The 25312-nt window shown below is 74.2% G+C and carries 27 protein-coding genes and 3 tRNA genes; 24 read left to right on the top strand and 6 right to left on the bottom strand.

Annotated elements, in window-relative coordinates; genetic code table 11:
• Window positions 1–2: 2 nt before the first annotated feature.
• The 11 genes from RM780_RS14950 to RM780_RS14900 all read left to right on the top strand — a co-directional run bounded on the left by RM780_RS14950 (window position 3) and on the right by RM780_RS14900 (window position 8101).
• Window positions 3–416 (top strand): roadblock/LC7 domain-containing protein, encoded by a 414-nt coding sequence (locus RM780_RS14950; protein ID WP_311631192.1) that lies wholly within the window; start codon window positions 3–5, stop codon window positions 414–416.
• 74 nt (window positions 417–490) lie between these two features.
• Entirely contained in the window at window positions 491–904 is a 414-nt protein-coding gene (locus tag RM780_RS14945; RefSeq protein ID WP_311631195.1) for a DUF742 domain-containing protein, read from the top strand.
• Window positions 885–1487, top strand: a complete 603-nt coding sequence (locus RM780_RS14940; RefSeq protein ID WP_311631194.1) for a GTP-binding protein — start codon at window positions 885–887, stop codon at window positions 1485–1487. Before RM780_RS14945 ends, RM780_RS14940 begins: the two co-directional genes overlap by 20 nt.
• A gap of 296 nt (window positions 1488–1783) precedes the next feature.
• Window positions 1784–4873, top strand: a complete 3090-nt coding sequence (locus RM780_RS14935; RefSeq protein ID WP_311631193.1) for a nitrate- and nitrite sensing domain-containing protein — start codon at window positions 1784–1786, stop codon at window positions 4871–4873.
• A gap of 10 nt (window positions 4874–4883) precedes the next feature.
• Window positions 4884–5297 carry a roadblock/LC7 domain-containing protein gene (locus tag RM780_RS14930; protein ID WP_311631192.1) on the top strand — a complete coding sequence of 138 codons (414 nt, stop codon included), beginning with the start codon at window positions 4884–4886 and terminating at the stop codon, window positions 5295–5297.
• Window positions 5298–5367: 70 nt separating this feature from the next.
• Window positions 5368–5997: a DUF742 domain-containing protein gene (locus RM780_RS14925; RefSeq protein WP_311631191.1), complete on the top strand. Its 630-nt coding sequence runs from the start codon at window positions 5368–5370 to the stop codon at window positions 5995–5997.
• Window positions 5978–6574, top strand: a complete 597-nt coding sequence (locus RM780_RS14920; protein WP_311631190.1) for a GTP-binding protein — start codon at window positions 5978–5980, stop codon at window positions 6572–6574. The genes RM780_RS14925 and RM780_RS14920 overlap by 20 nt, the downstream gene beginning before the upstream one ends.
• Window positions 6575–6850: 276 nt before the next feature.
• Window positions 6851–7630: a fumarylacetoacetate hydrolase family protein gene (locus RM780_RS14915; RefSeq protein WP_311631189.1), complete on the top strand. Its 780-nt coding sequence runs from the start codon at window positions 6851–6853 to the stop codon at window positions 7628–7630.
• A gap of 200 nt (window positions 7631–7830) precedes the next feature.
• Window positions 7831–7902, top strand: a tRNA-Gln gene (locus RM780_RS14910).
• Window positions 7903–7921: 19 nt separating this feature from the next.
• Window positions 7922–7994, top strand: a tRNA-Glu gene (locus RM780_RS14905).
• Window positions 7995–8028: 34 nt separating this feature from the next.
• Window positions 8029–8101, top strand: a tRNA-Glu gene (locus tag RM780_RS14900).
• Between the two features lie 53 nt (window positions 8102–8154).
• Here RM780_RS14900 and RM780_RS14895 read toward each other — a convergent pair.
• Window positions 8155–8817, bottom strand: coding sequence for a MerR family transcriptional regulator (locus tag RM780_RS14895; RefSeq protein ID WP_311631188.1), 663 nt, complete (start codon window positions 8815–8817; stop codon window positions 8155–8157).
• Between the two features lie 100 nt (window positions 8818–8917).
• On the opposite strand from RM780_RS14895, the gene RM780_RS14890 reads away from it, so the two are divergent.
• Window positions 8918–9409, top strand: coding sequence for a DUF4188 domain-containing protein (locus RM780_RS14890; protein WP_311631218.1), 492 nt, complete (start codon window positions 8918–8920; stop codon window positions 9407–9409).
• 38 nt (window positions 9410–9447) lie between these two features.
• Here RM780_RS14890 and RM780_RS14885 read toward each other — a convergent pair whose 3' ends face one another.
• Complete coding sequence (locus RM780_RS14885; protein WP_311631187.1) at window positions 9448–10176, bottom strand: IclR family transcriptional regulator; 729 nt, start codon at window positions 10174–10176, stop codon at window positions 9448–9450.
• A gap of 186 nt (window positions 10177–10362) precedes the next feature.
• On the opposite strand from RM780_RS14885, the gene leuC reads away from it, so the two are divergent.
• The 5 genes from leuC (at window position 10363) to RM780_RS14860 (ending at window position 13761) form a co-directional block, all read left to right on the top strand.
• Window positions 10363–11787, top strand: a complete 1425-nt coding sequence (gene leuC, locus RM780_RS14880) for a 3-isopropylmalate dehydratase large subunit (RefSeq protein ID WP_311631186.1) — start codon at window positions 10363–10365, stop codon at window positions 11785–11787.
• Between the two features lie 5 nt (window positions 11788–11792).
• Window positions 11793–12389, top strand: coding sequence for a 3-isopropylmalate dehydratase small subunit (gene leuD, locus RM780_RS14875; protein WP_311631185.1), 597 nt, complete (start codon window positions 11793–11795; stop codon window positions 12387–12389).
• Window positions 12390–12513: 124 nt separating this feature from the next.
• Window positions 12514–12768 (top strand): SCO5555 family protein, encoded by a 255-nt coding sequence (locus tag RM780_RS14870; RefSeq protein WP_311631184.1) that lies wholly within the window; start codon window positions 12514–12516, stop codon window positions 12766–12768.
• Between the two features lie 124 nt (window positions 12769–12892).
• On the top strand, window positions 12893–13465 hold the full coding sequence (locus RM780_RS14865) for an HU family DNA-binding protein (protein ID WP_311631183.1): 573 nt from the start codon (window positions 12893–12895) through the stop codon (window positions 13463–13465).
• 92 nt (window positions 13466–13557) lie between these two features.
• On the top strand, window positions 13558–13761 hold the full coding sequence (locus RM780_RS14860; protein WP_311631182.1) for a hypothetical protein: 204 nt from the start codon (window positions 13558–13560) through the stop codon (window positions 13759–13761).
• A gap of 64 nt (window positions 13762–13825) precedes the next feature.
• On the opposite strand, the gene cofC is transcribed toward RM780_RS14860, so the two are convergent.
• On the bottom strand, window positions 13826–14473 hold the full coding sequence (gene cofC, locus RM780_RS14855; RefSeq protein ID WP_311631181.1) for a 2-phospho-L-lactate guanylyltransferase: 648 nt from the start codon (window positions 14471–14473) through the stop codon (window positions 13826–13828).
• 112 nt (window positions 14474–14585) lie between these two features.
• Here cofC and RM780_RS14850 point away from each other — a divergent pair, with 112 nt between their 5' ends.
• From RM780_RS14850 to RM780_RS14840, 3 genes are all read left to right on the top strand, one after another.
• A complete protein-coding gene (locus RM780_RS14850; protein WP_311631180.1) occupies window positions 14586–15356 on the top strand; it encodes a lysophospholipid acyltransferase family protein in 771 nt (256 codons plus the stop codon).
• Window positions 15357–15468: 112 nt separating this feature from the next.
• Window positions 15469–16482: an NAD(P)H-dependent glycerol-3-phosphate dehydrogenase gene (locus RM780_RS14845; protein WP_311631179.1), complete on the top strand. Its 1014-nt coding sequence runs from the start codon at window positions 15469–15471 to the stop codon at window positions 16480–16482.
• 34 nt (window positions 16483–16516) lie between these two features.
• Entirely contained in the window at window positions 16517–17671 is a 1155-nt protein-coding gene (locus RM780_RS14840; protein ID WP_311631178.1) for a D-alanine--D-alanine ligase family protein, read from the top strand.
• Between the two features lie 193 nt (window positions 17672–17864).
• On the opposite strand, the gene RM780_RS14835 is transcribed toward RM780_RS14840, so the two are convergent.
• Window positions 17865–18443: a DUF3515 domain-containing protein gene (locus RM780_RS14835; RefSeq protein ID WP_311631177.1), complete on the bottom strand. Its 579-nt coding sequence runs from the start codon at window positions 18441–18443 to the stop codon at window positions 17865–17867.
• Between the two features lie 19 nt (window positions 18444–18462).
• Entirely contained in the window at window positions 18463–18696 is a 234-nt protein-coding gene (locus tag RM780_RS14830) for an Lrp/AsnC family transcriptional regulator (protein ID WP_311631176.1), read from the bottom strand.
• A gap of 153 nt (window positions 18697–18849) precedes the next feature.
• Here RM780_RS14830 and RM780_RS14825 point away from each other — a divergent pair, with 153 nt between their 5' ends.
• The gene (locus RM780_RS14825; protein WP_311631175.1) at window positions 18850–19812 is read left to right on the top strand and encodes a thiamine-phosphate kinase; all 963 of its coding nucleotides are present in this window, start codon (window positions 18850–18852) and stop codon (window positions 19810–19812) included.
• A gap of 26 nt (window positions 19813–19838) precedes the next feature.
• Window positions 19839–20633 carry a bifunctional hydroxymethylpyrimidine kinase/phosphomethylpyrimidine kinase gene (gene thiD, locus RM780_RS14820; protein WP_311631174.1) on the top strand — a complete coding sequence of 265 codons (795 nt, stop codon included), beginning with the start codon at window positions 19839–19841 and terminating at the stop codon, window positions 20631–20633.
• A 124-nt stretch (window positions 20634–20757) separates the two neighbouring features.
• Here the strand turns inward: thiD and rpmB are convergent, their stop codons facing one another.
• Complete coding sequence (gene rpmB, locus RM780_RS14815) at window positions 20758–20943, bottom strand: 50S ribosomal protein L28 (RefSeq protein ID WP_311631173.1); 186 nt, start codon at window positions 20941–20943, stop codon at window positions 20758–20760.
• Window positions 20944–21260: 317 nt separating this feature from the next.
• Here rpmB and RM780_RS14810 point away from each other — a divergent pair, with 317 nt between their 5' ends.
• Together RM780_RS14810 and recG are read left to right on the top strand one after the other, a co-directional pair.
• The gene (locus RM780_RS14810; protein WP_311631172.1) at window positions 21261–22919 is read left to right on the top strand and encodes a DAK2 domain-containing protein; all 1659 of its coding nucleotides are present in this window, start codon (window positions 21261–21263) and stop codon (window positions 22917–22919) included.
• 61 nt (window positions 22920–22980) lie between these two features.
• Window positions 22981–25215 carry an ATP-dependent DNA helicase RecG gene (gene recG / locus RM780_RS14805; RefSeq protein WP_394812974.1) on the top strand — a complete coding sequence of 745 codons (2235 nt, stop codon included), beginning with the start codon at window positions 22981–22983 and terminating at the stop codon, window positions 25213–25215.
• Window positions 25216–25312 lie beyond the last annotated feature (97 nt).

Here is a 25312-nt window from a genome sequence, read left to right as displayed (position 1 = left end):
CGATGAGCCAGGCGGCGCAGAACCTGAATTGGTTGATCACCAGTTTTGTGGAGAACACCCCGGGGGTGTCGCACACGGTGGTGGTGTCCGCTGATGGTCTTCTTCTGGCGTTGTCCGAGGGGTTTCCGCGGGATCGTGCGGATCAGTTGGCTGCGGTGGCGTCGGGGCTGACGTCGTTGACGGCTGGTGCGTCGCGGATCTTCGAGGGTGGTGCGGTGAATCAGACGGTGGTGGAGATGGAGCGGGGGTTTCTCTTCATCATGGCGATTTCGGATGGTTCTTCGTTGGCGGTGCTGGCGCATCCGGAGGCGGACATCGGGCTGGTGGGGTATGAGATGGCGTTGCTGGTGGACCGGGCGGGTAACGTGCTGACCCCCGACCTGCGCGCGGAACTCCAGGGCAGTCTGCTTAACTGAGCACCGGCTCCCCCCACATGAGCACCACACTCCCCGGCCCCACCACCCACCCTCATGTCCCGCTCGGAGGAGCAATGACCACCCCGCCGCCCTCGCAGGGCCCGTACGGTGTTCCGCATCATTACGGCTCATTCGACGACGAGGGCGACCAGCCGCTGGTCCGTCCGTACGCCATGACCGGCGGCCGCACCCGGCCGCGTTACCAGCTCGCCATCGAGGCCCTGGTGTCCACCACGGCCGAACCGCTCCAGCTCCAGGGGCTGTTGCCGGAGCATCAGCGGATCTGCCACCTCTGCCTGGAGGTCAAGTCCGTGGCGGAGGTGTCCGCGCTCCTGGGTATGCCCCTGGGGGTGGCGCGGATCCTGGTGGCGGACCTCGCGGAGGCCGGGCTCGTCGCCATCCACCAGCCGGGGCACGACGCCGAGCCGGGGGGGCTGCCGGACGTGACACTGCTCGAAAGGGTGCTCAGTGGACTTCGCAAGCTCTAGCGCCTCGGGCGCCGCGGGCCGCCCGGCCCCCTCCTCCTCGACCACCTCCGCGAAGATCGTGATCGCGGGCGGGTTCGGCGTGGGGAAGACGACGTTCGTGGGGTCGGTCTCGGAGATCAATCCGCTGCGGACCGAAGCGGTGATGACCTCGGCGTCCGCGGGCATCGACGACCTGACGCACACGGCGGGCAAGACGACCACGACGGTCGCGATGGACTTCGGGCGGATCACGCTCGACCAGGACCTGATCCTGTACCTCTTCGGCACCCCGGGGCAGGACCGTTTCTGGTTCATGTGGGACGACCTGGTGCGCGGCGCGATCGGGGCCGTGGTGCTGGTGGACACCCGGCGCCTGGCGGACTGTTTCCCGGCCGTGGACTACTTCGAGAACAGCGGCCTGCCGTTCGTCATCGCCCTCAACGGCTTCGACGGGCACCAGCCCTACTCGCCCGACGAGGTCCGCGAGGCCCTCCAGATCGGCCCCGACGTGCCCATCATCATCACCGACGCCCGCGTCCGCGCGGAGGCCAAGAGCGCCCTGATCACCCTCGTCGAGCACGCCCTGCTCGCCCGCCTGCACTGAACGGCCCGCCGGAAGCGCGCGGCCTCCGCCACCGCGCCTCCGGAAGCTCATAACAATTCAACGATTAACCTCCCCATCGTTAGCACGCGGGGCAAGCATTCCATGCCCCTGTGCACACGAATTCTCGGCACTTTGCCCGGTCAAGGCATAAATGACCGATTCGCCCCTGAGGTACCAGGCTGAAAACGGCGCGGTTCGGGGGATTGGAAAGTCAACAGCCGTCGTGCTGGAATCCACACAACTCCGTCGTGGCAGCCAGCGGAGACGGTATGCCGATGCCGAGAGGTGAGAGCCCAGTGAGGCGCAGCAACGCGACTCCCGCGCCGTCGGGGGAGTCGGGAGACTCCAGGACCGACGGGCGTGGCAACTTCACCCCGCCCTCGGTCGCCGCACGCGGCGATGAGTCCCTGACCCCGCCGCCCGCCCCCGCGCCCCCCTCCGGGTCCAGACTCGCGCCCCGCAACTGGCGGGTGGCCACCAAGCTCAACGCGATCCTGCTGATCCCCGTCCTGGTCGCCCTCGGCCTGAGCGGCTTCCAGGTCTACGACGCCTACACCACCTGGCAGGAGGCCGAGGACGCCGAGCACACCGCCGAGCTGGTCCGCGCCTCCACCGCCTACGGCCACGCGCTGATCGACGAGCGCGACGTGACGGCCACCGCCCTGCTGGAGGGCCGGCGCGAGGACCCCGAGGTGATCCAGGCCCGGGACGCCACGGACCGCGCCCGCGGCGTGTTCTACGCCGCCGTGGAGCGCGCCCCGCGCACCGAAACGATCCAGCGCCGCGTCCAGCAGGTCACCCGCGTCGAGCCCGACCTCCAGCCGCTGCGCGAGCGGGCGTACACCGACGACCTGCCCGGCGTGGACACCGAGGAGGCGTACGTCGCGGTCCAGCACCCGCTGATGTCGTTCGCCAACGAGCTGGGGCTGGATACGGGCAACGTCACCTCCTTCGGCCGCAGCGTCTACAGCCTGTCCCTGGCCAAGGCCGCCAGCTCCCTCCAGCGCGCCATCGGCACCCACCTGATCGTCGCCCCGGGGCCCGGCGAGGTCCTGACCGAGCAGCAGGTCGACGCCTTCGAGTCCTACGCCTACCTGGAGCGGATCGCCAGCGCCGAGTACGCCGCCGCGGCCTCGCCCGAGGACGCCGGGCAGCTGGAGAACCTGACGGCCGACGCCGCGGAGCAGGCCGACGCCGAGACCCGGGGCGCGCCACCGCTGGAGGAGATGGTCCAGGCGATCGCCAGCGGCGCCTCCCCGGAGGAGCTGGCCGAGGAGGGCGTCACCCGCGACAACTGGTTCCGCGTGGCCACCGCCGAGTTCGACGCCTACCGCGCCATGGAGGCATCCCTGGTGGACGCCGCCGTGGAGGAGGCCCGCGGAATCGCCTCCGACGCCCGCCGGGACGTCCTGGTCAACTCGGCCGTGGTGGTCGCCGCGCTGGTGCTGGCGTTCATCTTCGCCGGCCTGATGGCCCGCTTCATGAGCCTGAACATGCGCCGGCTGCGCTCCGCCGCCTTCGAGGTGGCCGAGCAGCGGCTGCCCGCCGTGGTCGACGAGCTCTCCCGCACCGTCCCCGGCAACGTCGACACCCGCGTCACGCCCATCGCGATCAACAGCCAGGACGAGATCGGCGAGGTCGCCAGGGCGTTCGACCAGGTCCACCGCGAGGCCGTCCGCCTGGCCGCCGAACAGGCCCTGCTGCGCGGCAACGTCAACGCCATCTTCACCAACCTCTCCAGCCGCAACCAGGCCCTCGTCGAGCGCCAGCTCGGCCTCATCAGCGAGCTGGAGAACAACGAGGCCGACCCCGAGCAGCTCGAGCACCTCTTCAAGCTGGACCACCTGGCCACCCGCATGCGGCGCAACGGCGAGAACCTCCTCGTCCTGGCCGGCGAGGAGCCCCAGCACCGGTGGAACCAGCCGGTGGCGCTGATCGACGTCATGCGCGCCGCCGCCTCCGAGGTCGAGGCGTACGCCCGGATCGACATGTCCGCCTTCCCCGAGTGCGACATCCACGGCGCGGTGGTCAACGACCTCGCCCACCTCCTCGCCGAGCTGCTGGAGAACGCCACCACCTTCTCCTCGCCGCACACCAAGGTGCTGGTCACCGCGACCCGCCTGCCCGACGGCCGGATCATGATCGAGATCCACGACAAGGGCATCGGGATGACCCAGGAGGACTTCGCCGAGATCAACAAGCGGCTGGCCGAGCCGCCCTCCGTGGACGCCGCCGTCTCCCGCCGGATGGGCCTGTACGTGGTCGGCAAGCTCGCCGAGCGCCACAACATCCGCGTCCAGCTCCGCCCCTCCGGCGAGCAGTCGGGCACCACGGCCCTGGTCATGCTCCCGGACGCCATCACGCTGAGCAGCTCCTCCCGGGCCCCGCAGCGCGAGGAGCAGTTCACCGTCTCCCGCCTCATCCCCGAGCCGCAGGAGCCCGCCGGCTTCCTGCCGGCCCCGGCCGCCGCGCAGCCCCAGCCGCCCGCCCCCGCGCCCCGGCCCGCGGGCCCGCCCGCGCCCGCCGCCGTGCCGCGCGCCGCCCAGGGACCCGGCGCGCGCCGCCCCGCCCAGGGCCCCCTCGGCTTCCCGCGCGGCGGGGACACCGGAGAGATCCCCGCCGTGCCCCCGGCCGACCGGCAGCGCCCGGCCCCGCAGCGCCCCGCCGCGGCCCGCTTCGGGACCGAGCCGCCGGCCGCGGAACGCCCCGCGCCCCCGCGCCCGGAGCGCCGCGGACCGCTCGGCGGCCTCCCCGCCCTCGGCTCGCGCCCCACGGCCCCGCCCGCCGGCCGTCCCAACCCGCCCGCGCCCTCGCCGGCGCCCCGCCCCGGAGGCCCCGCCCGGCACGCCGCGCCCCCCTCCGACCGGCCGGGATTCGGCGCCTTCCAGCCCCGCGCGGATTCTCCTCACGGTGGTCCCGGGACGGCCCCGCAGCGCGTAGGCTTCGGTGGGCCGGACCCGGTGGCGGCGGAGTACCGCACGACCACCAGCGCCGGGCTGCCGCGCCGGGAACGGTCGCGGCCGGGCCCGGAGGCGGAGGCCGCGCCCCCGGCGCGGGAAGCCGCCCCGGTGGCGCCCGCCCCGGTGCCGCCCGCGCCGGGAATGGCACGCTGGGAGGGCCGCGGACCGCGCAGGGAGGAGCGCCAGGACGGCACCACGTCGGCGGGTCTGCCCCGCCGGGTGCCGCGGGCCAACCTCACCGAGCACACGCTTCCGGAGCCGGCGACCGGGGGGCCGCAGATATCCCGGGATCCGGCGGAGGTCCGCGGCCGGCTGACCAGCCTGCGCCGCGGAGTGCAGCAGGGCCGCGGCGCGAGCACCCAGCGCGGCGCGCAGAACGACGAACGGGGCCTCGGCCCCGGTCACACCTACGATCAGGAGCGTTAGTGTGAGCCCGATGAGCCAGGCGGCGCAGAACCTGAATTGGTTGATCACCAGTTTTGTGGAGAACACCCCGGGGGTGTCGCACACGGTGGTGGTGTCCGCTGATGGTCTTCTTCTGGCGTTGTCCGAGGGGTTTCCGCGGGATCGTGCGGATCAGTTGGCTGCGGTGGCGTCGGGGCTGACGTCGTTGACGGCTGGTGCGTCGCGGATCTTCGAGGGTGGTGCGGTGAATCAGACGGTGGTGGAGATGGAGCGGGGGTTTCTCTTCATCATGGCGATTTCGGATGGTTCTTCGTTGGCGGTGCTGGCGCATCCGGAGGCGGACATCGGGCTGGTGGGGTATGAGATGGCGTTGCTGGTGGACCGGGCGGGTAACGTGCTGACCCCCGACCTGCGCGCCGAGCTCCAGGGCAGCCTGCTCAACTAGCGGCCGGCCCGTGCGGATTGGGCCCGCGCCCCTTAAGGTGCGGACAGCAAAAGGCAGTCGAGGAGGAACAGTGGCAACGCCCCCAGGCGGACCTTACGGCAACGAGTACCCGCCGCAGCCCCACAGCGGGCACACCGGGCGCTTCAACTTCCCCTCGGCGCCCAGCAACGGACGGCAGGACTACGCCGACCGGTCCGGACTCGGCCTGCCCGGGCCTCCCGGCCCCCCCGGTCACGGGCAGGAGTACCCGCACGTTCCGCACGACGCCGGCCAGGGCGTTCCCCACCACCAGCAGCAGAGCCACGGCCAGGGCCCGCAGCAGCCCGCGCCGGCCCGCAGGCCGGGCGAGGGGGAGCAGCCGCAGCCGCTGGTGCGTCCGTACGCCATGACCGGGGGCCGGACGAAGCCGCGCTACCAGCTCGCCATCGAGGCCCTGGTGTCCACCACGGCCGACCCGGTGCACCTGACGGGTCAGCTCCCCGAGCACCAGCGCATCTGCCAGCTGTGCTACGAGGTCAAGTCGGTCGCCGAGGTGTCCGCGCTGCTCACCATCCCGCTGGGGGTGGCGCGGATCCTGGTGGCGGACCTCGCCGAGGCCGGGCTCGTCGCCATCCACCAGCCGGGCCACGAGGGCGAGCCCGGCGGTCAGCCAGACGTGACACTGCTCGAAAGGGTGCTCAGTGGACTTCGCAAGCTCTAACGACGCCGGTCTCACCGCGCCGCCGTCCCGCTCCACGACCTCCGCGAAGATCGTGATCGCGGGCGGGTTCGGCGTGGGGAAGACGACGTTCGTGGGGTCGGTCTCGGAGATCAATCCGCTGCGGACCGAAGCGGTGATGACCTCGGCGTCCGCGGGCATCGACGACCTGACGCACACGGCGGGCAAGACGACCACGACGGTCGCGATGGACTTCGGGCGGATCACGCTCGACCAGGACCTGATCCTGTACCTCTTCGGCACCCCGGGGCAGGACCGTTTCTGGTTCATGTGGGACGACCTCGTGCGCGGCGCCATCGGCGCGATCGTCCTGGTGGACACGCGGCGCCTGGCGGACTGTTTCCCGGCCGTGGACTACTTCGAGAACAGCGGCCTGCCGTTCGTCATCGCCCTCAACGGCTTCGACGGGCACCAGCCCTACTCGCCCGACGAGGTCCGCGAGGCCCTCCAGATCGGCCCCGACGCCCCGATCATCACGACCGACGCCCGCCACCGCTCCGAGGCCAAGAGCGCCCTGATCACCCTCGTCGAACACGCCCTGATGGCCCGCCTCCGCTGACGCGCTGCCGCGCGGGAACACCGGCCACGCGCGACCGGCCCGCCCGCCCCCGGGCCCCGTCCGGGGGCTCTCGCCTTGGCGGGAGCCGCCCTCTCCCTGGCGGGGAGTCGGTTTCCCTGCCGGGAGGACTCCGCCCCGGTGAGGGGCCAGCTTGACAAGCCGTGGCGGGATCGCTCTTCCCTGTTGCGGGGACCGGCCCGGGGGCCGGCTGCCGTCGGCAGAGCGACGCCGGGCCCCGATCCCCAGGTCCCGGCCCCCGGCCCTAGGGTGGGGGCCGTGCGCATCGCGAGATTTTCCATCGACGGGACCGTCGGGTTCGGCGTGGTCGAGGACCCCGCGGACGGCGGGGAGCCGGTTCTCGACATCATCAAGGGGCATCCCTTCGCCGCGTTCGAACGCTCGGGGCGGCGCGTCCCGCTGGACCAGGTCCGCCTCCTGCCGCCCGTGCTGCCCAGCAAGGTCGTGGCCATCGGCCGCAACTACGCCGAGCACGCCCGCGAGCTGGGCAACGAGGTCCCCGAGGTCCCCGTGACCTTCTTCAAGCCCTCCACCGCCGTGACCGGCCCCGGCGACCCGATCGTCTTCCCGGCGATCTCCTCGGAGCTGCACCACGAGGCCGAACTCGCCGTCGTCATCGGCCGCCTGTGCCGGGAGGTCCCGCGCGAGCGCGCCCGCGAGGTGATCCTCGGCTACACCTGCGCCAACGACGTCACCGCGCGCGACGTGCAGCAGCGCGAGCCGCAGTGGGCGCGCGCCAAGGGCTTCGACACCTCCTGCCCGCTGGGCCCGTGGATCGAGACCGACCTCGACCCCTCCGACCTGGCCATCATGTGCACGGTCAACGGCGAGCAGCGGCAGCTCGGCCGCACCGCGCAGATGATCCGGGACGTCGAGGACCTGATCGTGCACATCACCGCCGCGATGACGCTGCTGCCGCAGGACGTGATCCTCACCGGCACCCCGGCGGGGGTCGGGGTGCTGCGGCCTGGCGACGAGGTGGCCGTCACGATCGAGGGCATCGGAACGCTCACCAACCCCGTCCGCGCGCGGGGCTGAGCGGTCCGTCCCGCCGGCCCCGGGGAGGCCGAAGTGCCGCCCGCGCGAAGGGCGTTCGGGCGGGACCGGAGGCCTGGGACGGATCCCGTTTTGGGGCACCGTTCTCGATCGGGTATTGTTTGGCGCGTCGCCGAGGCGGCCCGGAGGATCGGGCCCCGGGGCGTTCACCGGAACGACGGCCGGGTCGGCTTGCGTTTTGGTGGGGTATGGTGTAATTGGCAGCACGACTGATTCTGGTTCAGTTAGTCTAGGTTCGAGTCCTGGTACCCCAGCACGGTCTTCACCGACCGAGCCCCCGTTGTGTAGCGGCCTAGCACGCTGCCCTCTCAAGGCAGTAGCGCCGGTTCGAATCCGGTCGGGGGTACAGATTCGGGAGATCCTTTCCGGGTCCGCAGCAGGCCCCCGTTGTGTAGCGGCCTAGCACGCTGCCCTCTCAAGGCAGTAGCGCCGGTTCGAATCCGGTCGGGGGTACTCGGTTCGGCCGTGGCCCCCTCGCCCTTCGCGGCGAGGGGGCCACGGCCGTTTCACGTCCCGGGGTCCGGCCCGGGCTCGCCGGCGCGGGGGCCGAAGCGGCGGGCGGCCTCCTCGGCCTGGGCCAGCCGCCGCAGGCTCAGCAGCACCGGCTCGTAGAGCACGGTCAGGGCCACCGCCGCCTCCAACTGCGTGCTGGGCGCCTCGAACTCCCCGATCAGCGCGAGGTCGTGGGCCGCGACCCCGGCCGCCGCGCGGGCGTACGGCAGCAGCTGGGGCACGTCGCAGGGGTAGCCCAGGCGCAGCAGGGTCGCCAGGGAGGCGACGAGCATGCCGTGCGCGGGGTTCTCCTCGACCACGGGCCGGCCTGCCTGGCGCAGCACCTCCGCCGCCCTGGCGCGGGCCTCGGCCAGGGTGGCGGGGTCGCCCGAGGGCTCGGGGCCGTGGGGGAGGGCGGTCACGGCCGCGCCGAGACGGGCGAACTGCCCGGCCGAGGCGTCGTCCACCTCGGCCAGCACCCTGCGGGCCGTGGCCACCGGCACGCGGCCCACCTGCACCAGCGCGCGGACCAGGCGCAGGCGGCGCAGGTGCTCCTCGTCGTACTCGGCCTGGGTCGCCGAGACCCGCTCACCGGGCGGGAGCAGGCCCTCCCGCAGGTAGTACTTGATCGTCGCGGTCGAGACCCCGCCGCGTCTGCTCAGCTCCGCGAGCCGCATCTGGCCGTCCTCTTGCGTCCTGAGTTGGGGAGTGGCACTATCCAATAGTGGATAGTGCCACTATCCAAGCATGGCACGGAACGGAAGCGGAGGGCGGGCCATGGCGGAGAAGGTCATCGAGGGGCGCATGACGGCTGCGGGGGACCGGGAGGCCACCGTCTTCCTCATCGGGATGCGGATCAACAGCTTCTGGCGGGTGCGGAGCTGGTGGCCGGTGTTCACGGCCATGCCGCGGATGCTGCGGGAGCTGTCGAAGGCCCCCGGGAGCGGGTTCCTGGGGTACCGGCTGCTGCTGGGCGGGCCCCGGCTGATCTACACGGTGCAGTACTGGGCCTCGCACGAGCAGCTGCTCGCCTACGCCTCGGCCCCCGACCGGGAGCACCGGCCGGCCTGGGCCGCGTTCAACCGCCGCCTGCGCGCCGGAAAGGGCCGGGTCGGCTTCTGGCACGAGACCTACGTGGTCCCCGCGGGCGCGCACGAGGCCGTCTACGTCAACATGCCCCCCTTCGGACTGGCCGCGGCCACGGAGGTCCTGCCGGTGGCCCGCCGCGGCGACCGCGCCGCGGACCGCCTGGCCTCCCGGCCGTCCTGACCCGGGCGGGGCCGGGTCAGGCTGCGGACGGCGCGCGCTCAGGAGGGGCGCTTCAGGGCCTCCGTGAGGCGGGCCGCGGCCTCCAGAAGGGCCTGGGCGTGCATGCGGCCGGGGTGGCGGGTGAGGCGCTCGATGGGACCGGAGACGGAGACGGCGGCCACCACGCGGTGGGAGGGGCCGCGCACGGGGGCGGAGACCGAGGCGACGCCCGGCTCGCGCTCGCCGATGGACTGGGCCCAGCCCCGGCGCCGCACCCCGGAGAGCGCGGTCGCGGTGAAACGCGCGCCCTGCAGGCCGTGGTGCAGCCGCTCCGGCTCCTCCCAGGCGAGCAGGATCTGCGCCGCGGAGCCGGCCTTCATCGGCAGCGTGGAGCCGACCGGCACGGTGTCGCGCAGGCCCGAGAGGCGCTCGGCCGCGGCCACGCAGATGCGCATGTCCCCCTGGCGCCGGTAGAGCTGGGCGCTCTCGCCCGTGAGGTCCCGCAGTTGCGTCAGCACCGGGCCCGCCGCCGCCAGCAGCCGGTCCTCCCCGGCCGCCGCCGCCAGCTCCGCGAGCCGCGGCCCGAGCACGAAGCGGCCCTGCATGTCCCGGGCCAGCAGGCGGTGGTACTCCAGGGCCACCGCCATGCGGTGCGCGGTCGGCCTGGCCAGCCCCGTCGCACCGACCAGCCCCGCGAGGGTGGCCGGCCCCGACTCCAGGGCGCCCAGCACCAGGGCCGCCTTGTCGAGAACCCCCACGCCGCTGGAGTCACCGCTAGAGTTGTCCATGCAACGATATTCGCGTCTCACACTGTGAAACGCAAGTTCATTCTCGCCGGACAGGGGCCAGGCTTGGTCACACGGTCCCCGGCGCCGCGGACGTCGTGGACCGCCACCGTCCGGCGCGAGGGGAACGGACGGCGGCCCCGACTTTGACGGCCTTCGGACGACGGCACCAGCCGGAAGGAAGCAGCGATGGGACGGACACTGGCGGAGAAGGTCTGGGACGATCATGTCGTCCGGCGAGCGGAGGGCGAGCCCGACCTGCTCTACATCGACCTCCACCTGCTGCACGAGGTGACCAGCCCGCAGGCGTTCGACGGCCTGCGCAAGGCGGGCCGGCGCGTGCGGCGCACCGACCTGACCATCGCCACCGAGGATCACAACACCCCGACCCTCGACATCGACAAGCCGATCGCCGACCCCGTCTCCCGGGTCCAGCTGGAGACGCTGCGCAAGAACTGCGCGGAGTTCGGCGTCCGCCTGCACCCGCTGGGCGACCGCGAGCAGGGCGTGGTCCACGTGGTCGGCCCGCAGCTGGGCCTGACCCAGCCCGGCATGACCGTGGTCTGCGGGGACTCGCACACCTCCACGCACGGGGCGTTCGGCGCGCTGGCGTTCGGCATCGGGACCAGCCAGGTCGAGCACGTGCTGGCCACCCAGACGCTGCCGATGGCCCCGTTCAGGACCATGGCGGTGACCGTCCGCGGCGAGCTGCCGGCGGGCGTGACCGCCAAGGACCTGATCCTGGCGATCATCGCCCGGATCGGCACCGGCGGCGGCCAGGGCTACGTCATCGAGTACCGCGGCGAGGCCATCGAGAAGCTCTCGATGGAGGCCCGGATGACCATCTGCAACATGTCCATCGAGGCGGGGGCGCGCGCCGGGATGATCGCCCCGGACGAGACCACCTTCGCCTACCTGCGGGGCCGCGACCACGCCCCGGCCGGCGCCGACTGGGACGAGGCCGTGGCCTACTGGCGGACCCTGCGCACCGACGAGGACGCGGTCTTCGACCACGAGGTGGTCATCGAGGGCGCCGAGCTGGCCCCGTTCGTCACCTGGGGCACCAACCCCGGCCAGGGCGCGCCCCTGTCCGCGGCCGTCCCCGACCCGGCGGCCTTCGCGGACCCCAGCGAGCGGCTGGCCGCCGAGAAGGCGCTGGAGTACATGGGCCTGGAGCCCGGCCAGCGGCTGCGCGACATCGCCGTGGACACCGTCTTCGTCGGCTCCTGCACCAACGGCCGCATCGAGGACCTGCGCTCGGCCGCCTCCGTCCTGGACGGCCGCCGGGTCGCCGAGGGCGTGCGGATGCTGGTGGTTCCCGGCTCGGTGCGGGTGGCGCTCCAGGCCGTGGAAGAGGGCCTGGACAAGGTGTTCACGGCCGCGGGCGCCGAGTGGCGGCACGCGGGCTGCTCGATGTGCCTGGGCATGAACCCCGACCAGCTCTCCCCGGGCGAGCGCTGCGCCTCCACCTCCAACCGCAACTTCGAGGGCAGGCAGGGCAAGGGCGGTCGCACCCACCTGGTCTCCCCGCAGGTCGCCGCGGCCACCGCCGTGACCGGCCGCCTGTCCTCCCCGGCCGACCTGGCCGGCGTCCCCGCTACCGCCGAGGTCTGATCGCCATGGAAGCCTTCACCACGCACACCGGCCGCGCCGTTCCGCTGCGCCGCAGCAATGTCGACACCGACCAGATCATCCCCGCCCACTGGCTGAAGAAGGTCACCCGGGACGGCTTCGAGGACGGGCTGTTCGAGGCCTGGCGCAAGGACCCCTCCTTCGTGCTGAACCAGCCGGAGCGGCAGGGCGCCAGCGTCCTGGTGGCCGGCCCCGACTTCGGCACCGGCTCCTCCCGCGAGCACGCCGTGTGGGCCCTGCAGAACTACGGCTTCCGGGCCGTGATCTCCTCCCGCTTCGCCGACATCTTCCGGGGCAATTCCCTGAAGAACGGCCTGCTGACCGTCGTCCTGCCGCAGCCGGCCGTGGACGCGCTCTGGGAGCTGACCGAGGCCGACCCCGCCGCCGAGGTGCGGGTGGACCTCGTGGAGCGCAAGGTGACCGCCCCCGGTGTCGAGGAGCCCTTCGAGCTGGACGCGAACGCCCGCTGGCGCCTGCTGGAAGGGCTGGACGACATCAGCATCACGCTCCAGAACGAGCCGGACGTCGCCGCCTACGAGGCGCGCCGCCCCACGTGGAAACCCCGTACGCAGCAAGCGGCCTGACGTCGCGTCACCCCAACGCCCCCACCGGCACCGCCGGTGGGGGCGTTCTGCTGACACCCCGTCACGACACGGGCGTTGAGGTCATGGAGGGCGATAACAGTCCCAAGGTGGCACAATCGGCCGCATGGAACGCGACGGTCAGCTCGATCTCCACGACCGCGTCGCCGCCCGACTGAAGGACGCGCACCGCACGGTGCGCGGGCTGCAAGTGCCCGAGGACGTACGGCAGGCCCTCACCCGGAGGCTGCTGGTCATCACCGCGGCGGCCAAGGCGGACCTGCCCGGGGCCGCCCGCCGTCTCGATCGCCTGATGGAGGACGTTGACGCGGGGCGGCTGCCGCCCCTCGGTGCGGGTGGCGGCGACGACGGAACTCCGTGATGGTCGAGTTCGTTGCGACACAAGGGTGATTCGCCCGTTTCGCGTTTGATTTGCGGAATATATCTGCCTAACGTGCGAAAAAGCTTGAACACAATCGTTCCAGCAAGCCTGCGAAGGGGAAGACGTGAACAAGGCGCAACTCGTAGAGGCGATTGCCGACAAGCTCGGTGGACGCCAGCAGGCGGCCGACGCCGTCGATATCGTGCTCGACGCCATCATCCGCGCGGTCGTCTCCGGGGAGCGCGTCTCCGTGACCGGCTTCGGCTCGTTCGAGAAGGTGGAACGCCCGGCCCGGTACGCGCGCAACCCGCAGACCGGCGAGCGGGTCCGGGTCAAGAAGACCTCCGTGCCCCGCTTCCGCGCGGGCCAGGGCTTCAAGGATCTGGTGGCCGGCACCAAGAAGCTCCCCAAGAACGACGTCGCGGTCAAGAAGGCCCCCAAGGGCAGCCTGACCGGCGGCACGGCCACCAAGAAGGCCACCACCAAGAAGGCCGCGGCGAAGAAGTCGACGGCCGCCAAGAAGACGACGCCCGCGAAGAAGACCACGGCGAAGAAGACCACCGCGAAGAAGACGGCGGCGAAGAAGACCACGGCGAAGAAGGCCCCCGCGAAGAAGGCGACCGCCAAGAAGGCCCCGGCCAAGCGGAACCCCTCCCGCACCACCAGCGCCAAGAAGGCCGCGGCACGCCGCAGGTGACGGCCGCCCCCGCGCGCGCCCGTCCGCGGGCCGGACTCCGAAGCACCGGAGGCCGGCCCGCCGCCGTTTCCGGGGCGGGTTAGGCTCGGAGCGTGCAGGCCACCGCATACACCTTCGACCCGGGCACGCGCACCGGCAGCGTGCTGCTGGACGACGGGACGCCGCTGGACTTCGGCGCCGAGGCGTTCGACGCCGGCCACCTGCTGCACCTGCGGCCCGGACAGCGGGTGCGGATCGAGGTCACCGGCGAGGGGGAGCGGCGCCGCATCACCCTGCTCACGCTCCAGACGCTGTGAGACGGGCCGTTCGGCGGGCGGGGCGCTCTTGCAGAGGCAGGCTCCCTCGCGGGGGCCGGCCGACTCACAGGGGCAGGAAGGGAACGCCCGCCGCCGTGTGCCGTCCCACGCCCAGCGCCAGCGCCGCGCGCAGATCCTCGCCCGTGTCCACGTCCCGCCGCACGCTCTCCACGTCCGCCGGCGTCAGCTCCGCGGCCCCCGAGGCCCGGTGCCGCGCCCGCGAGGCGCCCTCGAAGGCGGGCGCGAGCTCCGCGCCCGGCGCCGCCGCGAGCAGCGTGGTCCCCACCCGGGCCGCGTCCGCCAGGAAGCTGCGGGCGTGCGCCGCCGCCGCCCCCAGAACCCGCGCCAGCTCCGCCGGGCGCAGCGCCGGCAGGTCCGCGCTGAGCGCCGCGACCGGCGCCGCGGGCGCGGCGGCCCGCACCTCCCGCGCGCCGTGGGCCAGCGCGGCGTTCAGGCCGCGCCCGGGGGCGTCGGGGACGACCGCCGCGCCCAGCAGGGCCAGCCGCCGCGCGGCCAGCGGGTCGTCGGTGACCACGGTCACCTCCCGCACCGCCGGGCAGGCCAGCGCGGCGGACACCGTGTCCTCGGCGAACGCCAGCGCCAGCGAGGGCCGCAGCGCGTCCCCGGCGACCGGCGCCAGCCGGGTCTTGGCCCGGTGCAGTGGCTTCACCGGCACGATCAGCGACCACAGCGACCCCGACGTGTCACGCACCGTGCCATTCTCCCTTTCCCGGGGGCTTCACCCGTCGTTCCGCCGGCGTCCCGCACTAGGGTGCAAGGGGTCCACCCGCCGGAGGACCAGTGCAAGAGGAGTTGGTGTCCCCGTGGCTCGCCGCAGAATCGGCTTCTGGTACCGATTGGCCGCAATTCTGGTAAAACCGCCGCTGCTGTTGCTCTTCCGGCGGGACTGGCGGGGAATGGAGCATATTCCCGCGGAGGGCGGATTCCTCACCGCGGTGAATCACAACTCGTATGTCGACCCGCTCTCCTACGCGCACTTCCAGTACAACACCGGGCGCGTTCCGAGATTCCTCGCGAAGGACAGCCTCTTCGGCCAGGGCTTCGTCGGGCGCTTCATGCGCGGCAGCGGCCAGATCCCCGTCTTCCGCGGCACCACCGACGCCACCGAGGCCTTCCGCGCCGCGGTCGCCGCCGTCCGGGCCGGCGAGTGCGTGGCGTTCTACCCCGAGGGCACCCTCACCCGCGACCCCGCGCTGTGGCCGATGGAGGCCAAGACCGGGGTCGCGCGCGTCGCGCTGCTGACCGGAGCCCCCGTCATCCCCGTCGCCCAGTGGGGCGCGCACGAGGTGCTGCCGCCCTACGGCGGGCGCAAGGCGCCGCGGCTCTTCCCGCGCCGCACCTTCCGGGTGGTCGCCGGGCCGCCCGTGGACCTCTCGGAGTTCCGGGGGAAGGAGCCGACCCCGCAGGTGCTGCGGGCCGTCACCGACCGGATCATGGACGACGTCACGGCGCTGCTGGCCGTCCTCCGCGAGGAGGCCCCGCCCGCCCGCCGCTACGTCCACCGCCCGGCGGCGGCCGGGCGGGCCGTGGCGGCGGAATCGCCGAGCAAAACGGCCGAGGGGTCCGCGCAGTGAGCGACGCACGCGCGGCTGCCGCGCCGCAGACGGGGACGATGGGGGCGCTGTGCCGCGCCGGCGGAGATGGGGGCACCCCCAGGCTCCGCCTGGGGGAGAACGGGGAAATGCAGTGAGCGGCGAGCCCGTCCGCGTCGGCGTCTTCGGGACCGGGTCGTGGGGGACGGCGTTCGCCATGGTCCTGGCCGACGCCGGCTGCGAGGTGACGCTCTGGGGCCGCCGCCCCGAGCTGGCCGAGGCGGTCAACACCACCCGCGCGAACCCCGACTACCTGCCCGGGGTCCGCCTCCCCGCGGGCGTGCGGGCCACCACCGACCCCGCCGAGGCCGCGCGGGGCGCCGAGTTCACGGTGCTGGCCGTGCCCTCCCAGACCCTGCGCGGCAACCTCGGCGCCTGGGCCGGACTGCTGCACCCCGGCACCGTCCTCGTCTCCCTGATGAAGGGCGTCGAACTCGGCACCGCCAAGCGGATGAGCGAGGTCATCGAGGAGGTCGCGGGCGTGGGCCCCGACCGGGTCGCCGTGCTCTCGGGCCCCAACCTCGCCCGCGAGATCGCCGAACGCCAGCCCGCCGCCTCCGTCGTCGCCTGCCGCGACGAGGCCGTGGCCCGCCACCTCCAGGCCGCCTGCCACACGCCCTACTTCCGGCCGTACACCAACACCGACGTGACCGGCTGCGAGCTGGGCGGCGCGGTGAAGAACGTCATCGCGCTGGCCGTGGGCATCGCGGACGGCATGGGTCTTGGCGACAACACCAAGGCCTCCCTGATCACCCGCGGCCTGGCCGAGACGACCCGCCTGGGCCTGGCCATGGGCGCCGACGCGCAGACCTTCGCCGGCCTGGCCGGCATGGGCGACCTCGTCGCCACCTGCTCCTCGCCGCTGTCCCGCAACCACACCTTCGGCACCAACCTCGGCCGCGGCATGACGCTGGAGGAGACCATCGCCGTCACCCGCCAGACCGCCGAGGGCGTCAAGTCCTGCCGCTCCGTGCTGGACCTGGCGCGCCGTCACGGGGTGGAGATGCCGCTGACGGAGACGGTGGTCGGCATCGTGCACGAGGGCCTGCCGCCTCTGGTGGCGGTCAAGGAGCTGATGTCGCGAACCGCCAAGGCGGAACACCGCTGACTCAGGGCACTCGGTCGGTTAGCCTCAGGGGGTTATGAGCAGCGAGTCCTCACCTCAGCCCGCCCGCCAGCGCCCCAGGCCCCGCGTCGCCGTGGTCTTCGGCGGACGCAGCTCCGAGCACGCCATCTCCGTGGTCACCGCGGGGGCCGTGCTGCGCGCCATCGACCGCACCCGCTACGACGTGCTGCCCATCGGCATCACCCCGGACGGCCGTTGGGCGCTGACCGCGGACGACCCGGAGCGGATGGCCATCGCCGGCCGCGAGCTGCCCAGCGTCGAGCACATCGCGGAGCCGGGCAGCGGCGGGGTGCTGCTGCCCGTGGACCCGGGCCGCCGCGAGGTGGTCTACACGGAGGCCGGCTCGGTGCCCAAGGACCTCGGCGAGGTCGACGTCGTCTTCCCGCTCCTGCACGGCCCCTTCGGCGAGGACGGCACGCTGCAGGGCCTGCTGGAGCTGTCGGGAGTGCCGTTCGTCGGCTCCGGCGTCCTGTCCTCGGCCGTGGGCATGGACAAGGAGTACATGAAGCGGGTCTTCCTCTCCTTCGGCCTTCCGGTCGGGCCGTTCACGGTCGTGCGTCCCCGCGAGTGGCGGCAGGACCCCGCCGGGGTCCGGGCGCGGATCGAGGAGTTCGCCGGCGAGCACGGCTGGCCGGTCTTCGTGAAGCCCGCGCGGGCCGGGTCCTCCATGGGCATCTCCCGCGTCACGGGGCCCGAGGCGCTGGACGCGGCACTCGCGGAGGCCCGCCGCCACGACCCGAAGGTCATCGTGGAGGCGGCGCTGACGGGCCGTGAGATCGAATGCGGCGTCCTGGAGTTCGAGGACGGGCCGCGGGCCAGCGTCCCGGCCGAGATCCCGGCTGTCTCGAGCCACGACTTCTACGACTTCGAGGCCAAGTACATCGACTCGGCCGAGGGCATCGTGCCCGCGCCGCTGACGCCGGAGCAGACCGCCGAGGTACGGGAGCTGGCCGTGCGGGCCTTCGAGGCGGCGTCCTGCGAGGGGCTGGTGCGGGCCGACGTCTTCCTGCTGGAGGACGGCCGGTTCGTGCTCAACGAGATCAACACGATGCCCGGCTTCACGCCCATCTCGATGTTCCCCCGGATGTGGGAGGCCAGCGGCGTCAGCTACACCGAACTGGTCGACCACCTCATCCAGGCCGCCCTCCGCCGCCCGACGGGCCTCCGCTAGGGCCTGCCCGGCCGGGGTCGGACGACGGGGCCGGGCCTCGGCTTCGCCGGAGGCCGCGGATCCGTGCCGCGCGGCTGCCAGTTCCCCGGCGCCCGGGTCCGGCTTCGCCGGGAGGCCGCAGGCTTACGAGGCCCGGCCTCCCGGCGGGGCGCGCGCCGCGCCGGCGTCTCGGCGGCCTGCCGGCTGTCGGGCGTTACCCGGACGCGCCGGGTGCCGCCGATTCTCCGGGCTCCTCCGGGGAGTCGGACTCCTCGGGGGTCTCCGGGGAGGGCGTCTCCCACAGCGCGTCCAGCGGGATGTGCGCGTCGATCGGGGTGGCCAGGTCCAGGAGGGGGTTGACCTCGGGGGCGTAGTCGTCGGGGACGGTGAGTTCGACGAAGACCGTGCGGCCGGTGGTGGTGAAGCGGACCTCGGCGTCGCGTTCCTCAACGAGCCAGTCGACGCCGTTGATGCCCACGATGTCCGGGAAGGGGTTGTAGGCGTCGTCGCCGGGCGTCAGCACCGGCGGGCGCGGGACGCCGCACCGCAGCGCGATCCGGGGGTCGCCCCAGGCCGCCGTGAACTCGGGCAGCTCGCCCCGCCCCTGGCGTTGCTCCCCGTCCACCCGGTCGGGCAGCTCGCCGGCCAGCGCCCGGCAGGCCCGCACCGCCTCGCCCGAGGGCGAGGGCGCCGGGATCTCCTGCCCCCCCGGGGAGCCGCCCGCGCACGCGGCCCCGCACAGCGCCGCGAGCGGCACGGCCAGAAGCGGAACGCGGCGGGCGAAGTCGATCACCCGACGAGGATACGAGGGCCTACAGGTGCACCACGGGGCAGGTCAGGGTCCGCGTGATCCCGCTCACGCGCTGCACCTCCGCGACCACGAGTCGGCCCAGCTCATCCACGCTCGACGCCTCGGCGCGGACGATCACGTCGTAGGGACCCGTGACATCCTCGGCCTGAAGCACTCCGGGAAGCTTGGAGATGACGTCCGCCACGGTGGATGCCTTGCCCACCTCGGTCTGGATCAGGATGTACGCCTGTACCACAGGTCCTCCACAGCGGCTACGAGGAACGGGGGGGCGCTACCGTAGCGCGTCATGACGGGCAGCGGGGAGAGATCCGGCCGCCGCCGGTCACGACGGGACGGCCCTCCGGCGGGCCGCCCCCAGGGGCAGGGAGACGAGCATGAGGAGAGCCGAGTGAAGGGCAGCGTGGGGGAGCTGGGGGAGTTCGGGCTGATCCGGGAGCTGACCTCGCGGATCGCCGGAACGCCCGCGGTGCGGCTCGGCCCGGGGGACGACGCGGCCGTGGTCGCCGCCCCGGACCGCCGGGTGGTGGCGAGCACCGACATCCTGCTGGAGGGACGGCACTTCCGCCGCGACTGGTCCACCGCCTACGACGTGGGCCGCAAGGCCGCGGCCCAGAACCTCGCCGACATCGCCGCCATGGGCGCCGTGCCCACCGCCGTCCTGGTCGGCCTCGTCGTCCCGGCCGAACTGCCCGCCACCTGGCCCCTGGAGCTGATGGACGGCATCCGCGACGAGTGCCGGGTGGCCGGCGCCGGCGTGGCCGGAGGGGACGTCGTCCGGGGCGAGGCGATCACCGTCTCCATCACCGCCCTGGGCGACCTGGGAGGCCGCGACCCCGTCACCCGCTCCGGCGCGCGCCCCGGCGACCTGGTCGCGGTCACCGGCTGGCTCGGCTGGTCGGCCGCCGGGCACGCGGTGCTCTCGCGCGGCTTCCGCTCGCCCCGGGCGTTCGTCGAGGCGCACCGCCGCCCCGAGCCGCCCTACGTCGCGGGTCCGGCCGCCGCGGTCCTCGGCGCCACCGCGATGACCGACGTCAGCGACGGGCTGATCGCGGACCTCGGGCACATCGCCCGCGCCAGCAACGTCCGCGTGGACCTCGCCTCCGCCTCGCTCGACGTCCCGGCCCAGATGTCCGACATCGGGCAGGCCGTGGGCGTCGACCCGCTGCACTGGGTGCTCACCGGGGGAGAGGACCACGCGCTGGTCGCCACCTTCCCGCCGGAGACGAAGCTGCCCGCCCGCTGGCGGACCATCGGCGAGGTGCTGCCCTCGCGCGGCAGGACCGCGCCCCCCGTCACCGTGGACGGGGCGCCCTGGGACAAGGCCGGCGGCTGGGACCACTTCGGCTCCTGAACGCCCGCCCCGGTACCGTCGTGCCCATGCAGGCACCTCCGCGCGTTCTCACCGTCGCCGGCTCCGACTCCGGCGGCGGCGCCGGTATCCAGGCCGACCTGAAGACGATGCTGGCCCTGGGCACGCACGGCATGAGCGTCGTCACGGCCGTCACCGCGCAGAACTCCCTGGGCGTGCAGGGGTACTGGCCGCTGCCCGAGGAGGCGGTGGTGCGGCAGTACCGCAGCGTGGTGGACGACATCGGCGTGCAGGCCGTGAAGACGGGGATGCTGGCCACGGCGGCGCTGGTGGAGACCGTCGCGGGGCTGCTGGAGGACACCGGGGTGCCGGTGGTCGTGGACCCGGTGGCGGCCTCGCAGCACGGGGACTCGCTGCTGGCGGGGGACGCCCTTCAGGCGGTGCGGCGCAAGCTGTTCCCGGCGGCCACCGTCGTCACGCCGAACCTGGCGGAGGTGCGCCTGCTGACGGGCGTCGCCGTGGCGGACGAGGCGGGGATGCGGCGGGCGGCGGACGAGCTGCTGGCCCTGGGGCCGCGCTGGGCGCTGGTGAAGGGCGGGCACCTGCCGGGGGAGGCGGCCGACCTGCTCACGGACGGGCGTCGGGAGCACTGGCTGCGGGCGCCGCGGCTGGACAACCGGCATACGCACGGCACCGGTTGCACGCTGGCCTCGGCCGTGGCGGCGCGGCTGGCCTTCGGGGACGGGGTGCCCGAGGCCGTAGCGGTGGCGAAGGAGTACGTCACCGGGGCCATCGCGGCCGGGTTCCCGCTGGGGGCCGGGCTCGGGCCCGTGGACCACGGGTATCGGATGCGGCGGGGGTGAATCCGGGGCCGGGGCGGCGGGCGCGGGTCCGTTCCGGGCGCGCGGACAGCAAGAAGCCGGCCCACCCTGGGCGGTGGACCGGCTCGGCCGACGGCGCCGGGGCGCGCGCCTCAGCGGGTGACCCTCAGCGGGTGACCTTGCCCGCCTTGATGCAGGAGGTGCAGGCGTTGAGCCGCTTCGGCGTCCCGTTCACCACCGCACGCACCCGCTGGATGTTGGGGTTCCAACGGCGGGGGGTCCGGCGGTGCGAGTGGGAGATACGGTTGCCGAAGCCCGGCCCCTTGCCGCAGACATCGCAGTTGGCAGCCACGGGTTACTCCAAAGACGGGTCTTCCCCGCGCGGGCGGGGAGACGAGAACGTGTTCCTGACGAGGGGCCCGGCGGACAGAACAGCTGCGATACCGGGCAACCGGGGCAGCATACCCCGGGCCTTCCCCGGCGGGGAAATCGCACCGGGGGAACGACCGGGGCGGGCGGGGAGAACGCCGGGGGCGGGCCGGGAGGAGCGGGCCCGCAGGCCCTCGCGCCCGAGGTCGCGGGCCCTCGGGGGCGAGGGCATAAGCTGCACCCGCCGCCCCACCGCCGTGCCCGCCCCGGGTGCGCGCGTTCCCCCGAGGAGGTCCGCACGTGCCGCCGCAGCCGCTCGACGCCGCCGCGGTGCAGCGCTGGAGCCGGATCGCCCTGGAGGCCCTGGGCCGCGCCCGGGAGGACATCGACGCCATCAACGTCTTCCCCGTCCCCGACGGGGACACCGGCACCAACCTCTACCTCACCGTCGAGTCCGCCGCCCAGGCCGTGGCCGCCGCGGCGCCCGCCGCCCCCGGCCTCGGGGAGGCTGTCCGGGCCATGGCGCACGGCGCCCTGATCGGGGCCCGGGGGAACTCCGGCACCATCCTGGCCCAGCTGCTGCGCGGCATGGCCGAGGCCCTGGCCGCCGGGCCGGAGCCCGCGGGGGCGGCCGACCTGCGGCGGGCGCTGCGCCGGGCCGCCCGCTCCGCGCACGAGGCCGTCGCCCACCCCGCCGAGGGCACCATGCTCACCGTGGCCGCCGCCGCGGCCGACGCCGCCGAGGCCGCGCCCGCCGGGGCGCGTGCCGCCGAGGTGGCCGCCGCCGCGTGCGCCGGGGCACGGACGGCGTTGGCCGCGACCCCCGGGCAGCTCCCCGCGCTGGCCGAGGCCGGGGTCGTGGACGCCGGGGGCAGCGGCCTGGTCGCGGTGCTCGACGCGCTGGACGCCGCCCTCTCCGGGCGCGCGCCCGACCCCTCGCTGCGCGACCGGCTCGCCCTGCCCCGCGCCGGGGGCGCGCACCCCGCCCTCACGCATGCCCACGCGCATGCGCACGAGCACGGCGGGGAGGGCGAGGACGGGCCGGGGCGGGCGGCGGGCGGGGCGGCGTTCGAGGTGACCTACCTGCTGGACGCTCCGGAGGCGGCCCTTCCCCCACTGCGCGCCCGCCTGGGGGCGCTCGGGGACTCCCTCGTCGTGGTCGGCGGTGAGGGCCTGTGGCACGTCCACGTGCACACGGCCGAGCCGGGCCCCGCGGTCGAGGCCGGGATCGAGGCGGGCCGCCCGCACCGCATCCGCATCACCGGGCTGCCCCCGGCCCCGCCCGCCCGGCCGCCGGCCGCCGCCCGCGCCGTGGTCGCGGTCCTCCCGGGCGACGGCCTGGCCGGGCTGTGCGAGCAGGCGGGCGCGCTGACACTGACCGTGCGCCCCGGAGAGCCGCCCGGGGCGGGCGAGCTGGCCGCTGCCCTGGCCGCCGCCCACGCCCGCGAGGTGGTGCTGCTGCCCAACGACGACGCCCTGTGGCACGCCGCCGCCGCGGCGGCCGAGCGCGCCCGCGCCGAGGGACTGCGGGTCGCCGTGATCCCCACCCGTTCCCCGGTCCAGGGCCTGGCCGCGCTCGCCGTGCACGCCGCCGAGCGGCGCTTCGACGAGGACGTGGTGGCCATGACCGCCGCCGCGGGCGCCACCCGGTTCGGCGAACTGGCCGTGGCGGAACGCCAGTCCTGGACCACCGCGGGCATCTGCCAGGCCGGGGACGTGCTGGGGCTGATCGACGGGGACGTGGCCGTGATCGGCGGCTCGCTGGCCGAGGTCGCCGAGGACGTGCTCGGCCGGATGCTGTCGGCCGGCGGGGAGCTGGTCACCCTGGTCGTCGGCGCCGCTGCCCCGCCGGGCCTGGCCGCCCGCCTCCAGGAGCGGGTCCGCGCCGGGCACCTGGGCGTGGACACCGTCGTCCACGACGGCACCCAGGACGCGCCTTTGCTCATCGGCGTCGAGTAGCCGCGCCGCTCACCGGCCCAGGGCGGCGGCCTGCGCCGCCCTGGGCCGCGCTGTCCGTGCGATGGTGTGCAATGGCTGCGTGACCGCGCTGCACGAACCCCTCGCCAAGGTCGTCGGCGGCACCACCGCCAAGGTGATGGCCGCCCACCTCGACCTGCACACGGTCGGCGACCTCCTGCACCACTACCCTCGCCGGTACGCCGAGCGCGGCGAGCTGACCCGCCTGGACGAACTGCCCCCCGACGAGCACGTCACGGTCGTCGCGCGGGTGGCCGACGCCCGCTTCCTGACGTTCAACGGCGGGCGCGGGGTCCGCCTGGAGGTGACCCTGACCGACGGCAGCGGCCGGCTCCAGCTCGTCTTCTTCGGCCGCCGCGCCGTGCACCACCACGAGAAGGTCCTCCTGCCGGGCCGCCGCGGCATGTTCGCGGGCAAGGTCACGCTGTTCAACCGCCGCCTCCAGCTCTCCCACCCCGCCTACGAGCTGCTGGACCAGGATCAGGACTCCGACCAGGACGCGGACGCGGCGGCGGCCGGGTTCGCCGGGCGCCCGCTGCCGATCTACCCGGCCTGCAAGCAACTGGAGTCCTGGCGCATCGCCAAGTCGGTCGGCGTGGCCCTCGACTCGCTCGGGGCCACCTCCTGGGAGGGCGTGGAGGACCCGCTGCCCGCCGCGCTGCGCGGCCGGCGGGAGCTGCTGCCGCTGCCCGAGGCCCTGGAACTGGTGCACCGGCCCCACGGCCGGGCCGACATCGCCCGGGCCAGGGACCGGCTGAAGTGGGACGAGGCGTTCGTCCTCCAGGTCGCCCTCGCCCGCCGCCGCCTGGACGCGGCGCGGCTCCCGGCCGTTCCCCGGCGCCCCGCCGAGGACGGCCTGCTGGCGGCCTTCGACGCACGGCTGCCGTTCACCCTCACCGAGGGCCAGCGGCGGGTCGGCGCGGAGATCTTCGACGGGCTGGCGGCCGAGCACCCCATGCACCGGCTGCTCCAGGGCGAGGTCGGCAGCGGCAAGACCCTGGTGGCGCTGCGGGCCATGCTCGCGGTGGCCGACTCCGGCGGCCAGTCCGCGCTGCTCGCCCCCACCGAGGTGCTGGCCCAGCAGCACCACCGCTCGGTCACCGAGATGATGGGCGAGCTGGCCGAGGGCGGGCTGCTCGGCGGCGCCGAGCAAGGCACCCGTGTCGTGCTGCTCACCGGCTCGATGGGCGCCGCGGCCCGGCGGCGGGCCCTTCTTGAGGCGGCCACCGGCGAGGCCGGGATCGTCATCGGCACGCACGCGCTGATCGAGGACGCGGTCACCTTCCACGACCTGGGCCTGGTGGTGGTCGACGAGCAGCACCGCTTCGGCGTGGAGCAGCGCGACGCCCTGCGCGGCAAGGGGAAACGGCCGCCGCACCTGCTCGTGATGACCGCGACGCCGATCCCGCGGACGGTTGCGATGACCGTCTTCGGCGACCTGGAGACCTCCGTGCTCGACCAGCTCCCCGAGGGCCGGGCGCCCATCGCCAGCCACGTCGTCCCGGCCCGCGACAAGCCGCACTTCCTCGCTCGCGCCTGGGAGCGGGTCCGCGAGGAGGTCGAGGGCGGGCACCAGGCGTACGTGGTCTGTCCCCGGATCGGCGACGACGAGGAGGAGCCGGCCACGGGCCCGGGGGAGACCGGGGAGGGCGAGGACGGGCGGCGCCCGCCGCTGTCCGTGCTCGGCGTGGCCGCCGGGCTGGCGGACGGCCCCCTGCGCGGCCTGCGGACCGAGGTGCTGCACGGGCGGCTCGCCCCGGACGCCAAGGACGCGGTGATGCGCCGCTTCGCCGCCGGGGAGACGGACGTGCTGGTGGCGACGACCGTGATCGAGGTCGGCGTCAACGTCCCGAACGCCACGGCCATGGTCGTCATGGACGCCGACCGGTTCGGCGTCTCCCAGCTGCACCAGCTCCGCGGCCGGGTCGGGCGCGGCTCGGCGCCGGGGCTGTGCCTGCTGGTGACGGACGCGCCCGAGGGCACCCCGGCCCGCGAGCGGCTGGCGGCGGTGGCCGCGACCACCGACGGCTTCGAGCTGTCGCGGGTCGACCTCCAGCAGCGCCGGGAGGGCGACGTGCTGGGAGAGGCCCAGTCGGGCGGGCGCAGCAGCCTGCGGATGCTGGCCGTCATCGACGACGAGGACCTCATCGCGGAGGCCCGCGCCGAGGCCACCGCGCTCGTGGCCGAGGACCCCGGCCTCGCCTCGGCGCCCGCCCTGCGCACGGCCCTGGAGGCCTTGCTCGACCCCGCCCGCGAGGAGTTCCTCGACAAGGGCTGAGGGCCCGCCGCGCCGGGCCGTCCTACGCGGCGTCAGGGCCCCGGCGCACCCGGCCGATTGTCAGTGGCGGCTGGGAGAATGGACGAGTCCGCGCCAG

The organism is Streptomyces boetiae (assembly GCF_031845405.1).
Lineage (GTDB): Bacteria > Actinomycetota > Actinomycetes > Streptomycetales > Streptomycetaceae > Streptomyces > Streptomyces boetiae.
Note: the sequence above shows the minus strand (reverse complement) of the source record. Positions and strands in the feature narration are given on the sequence as shown.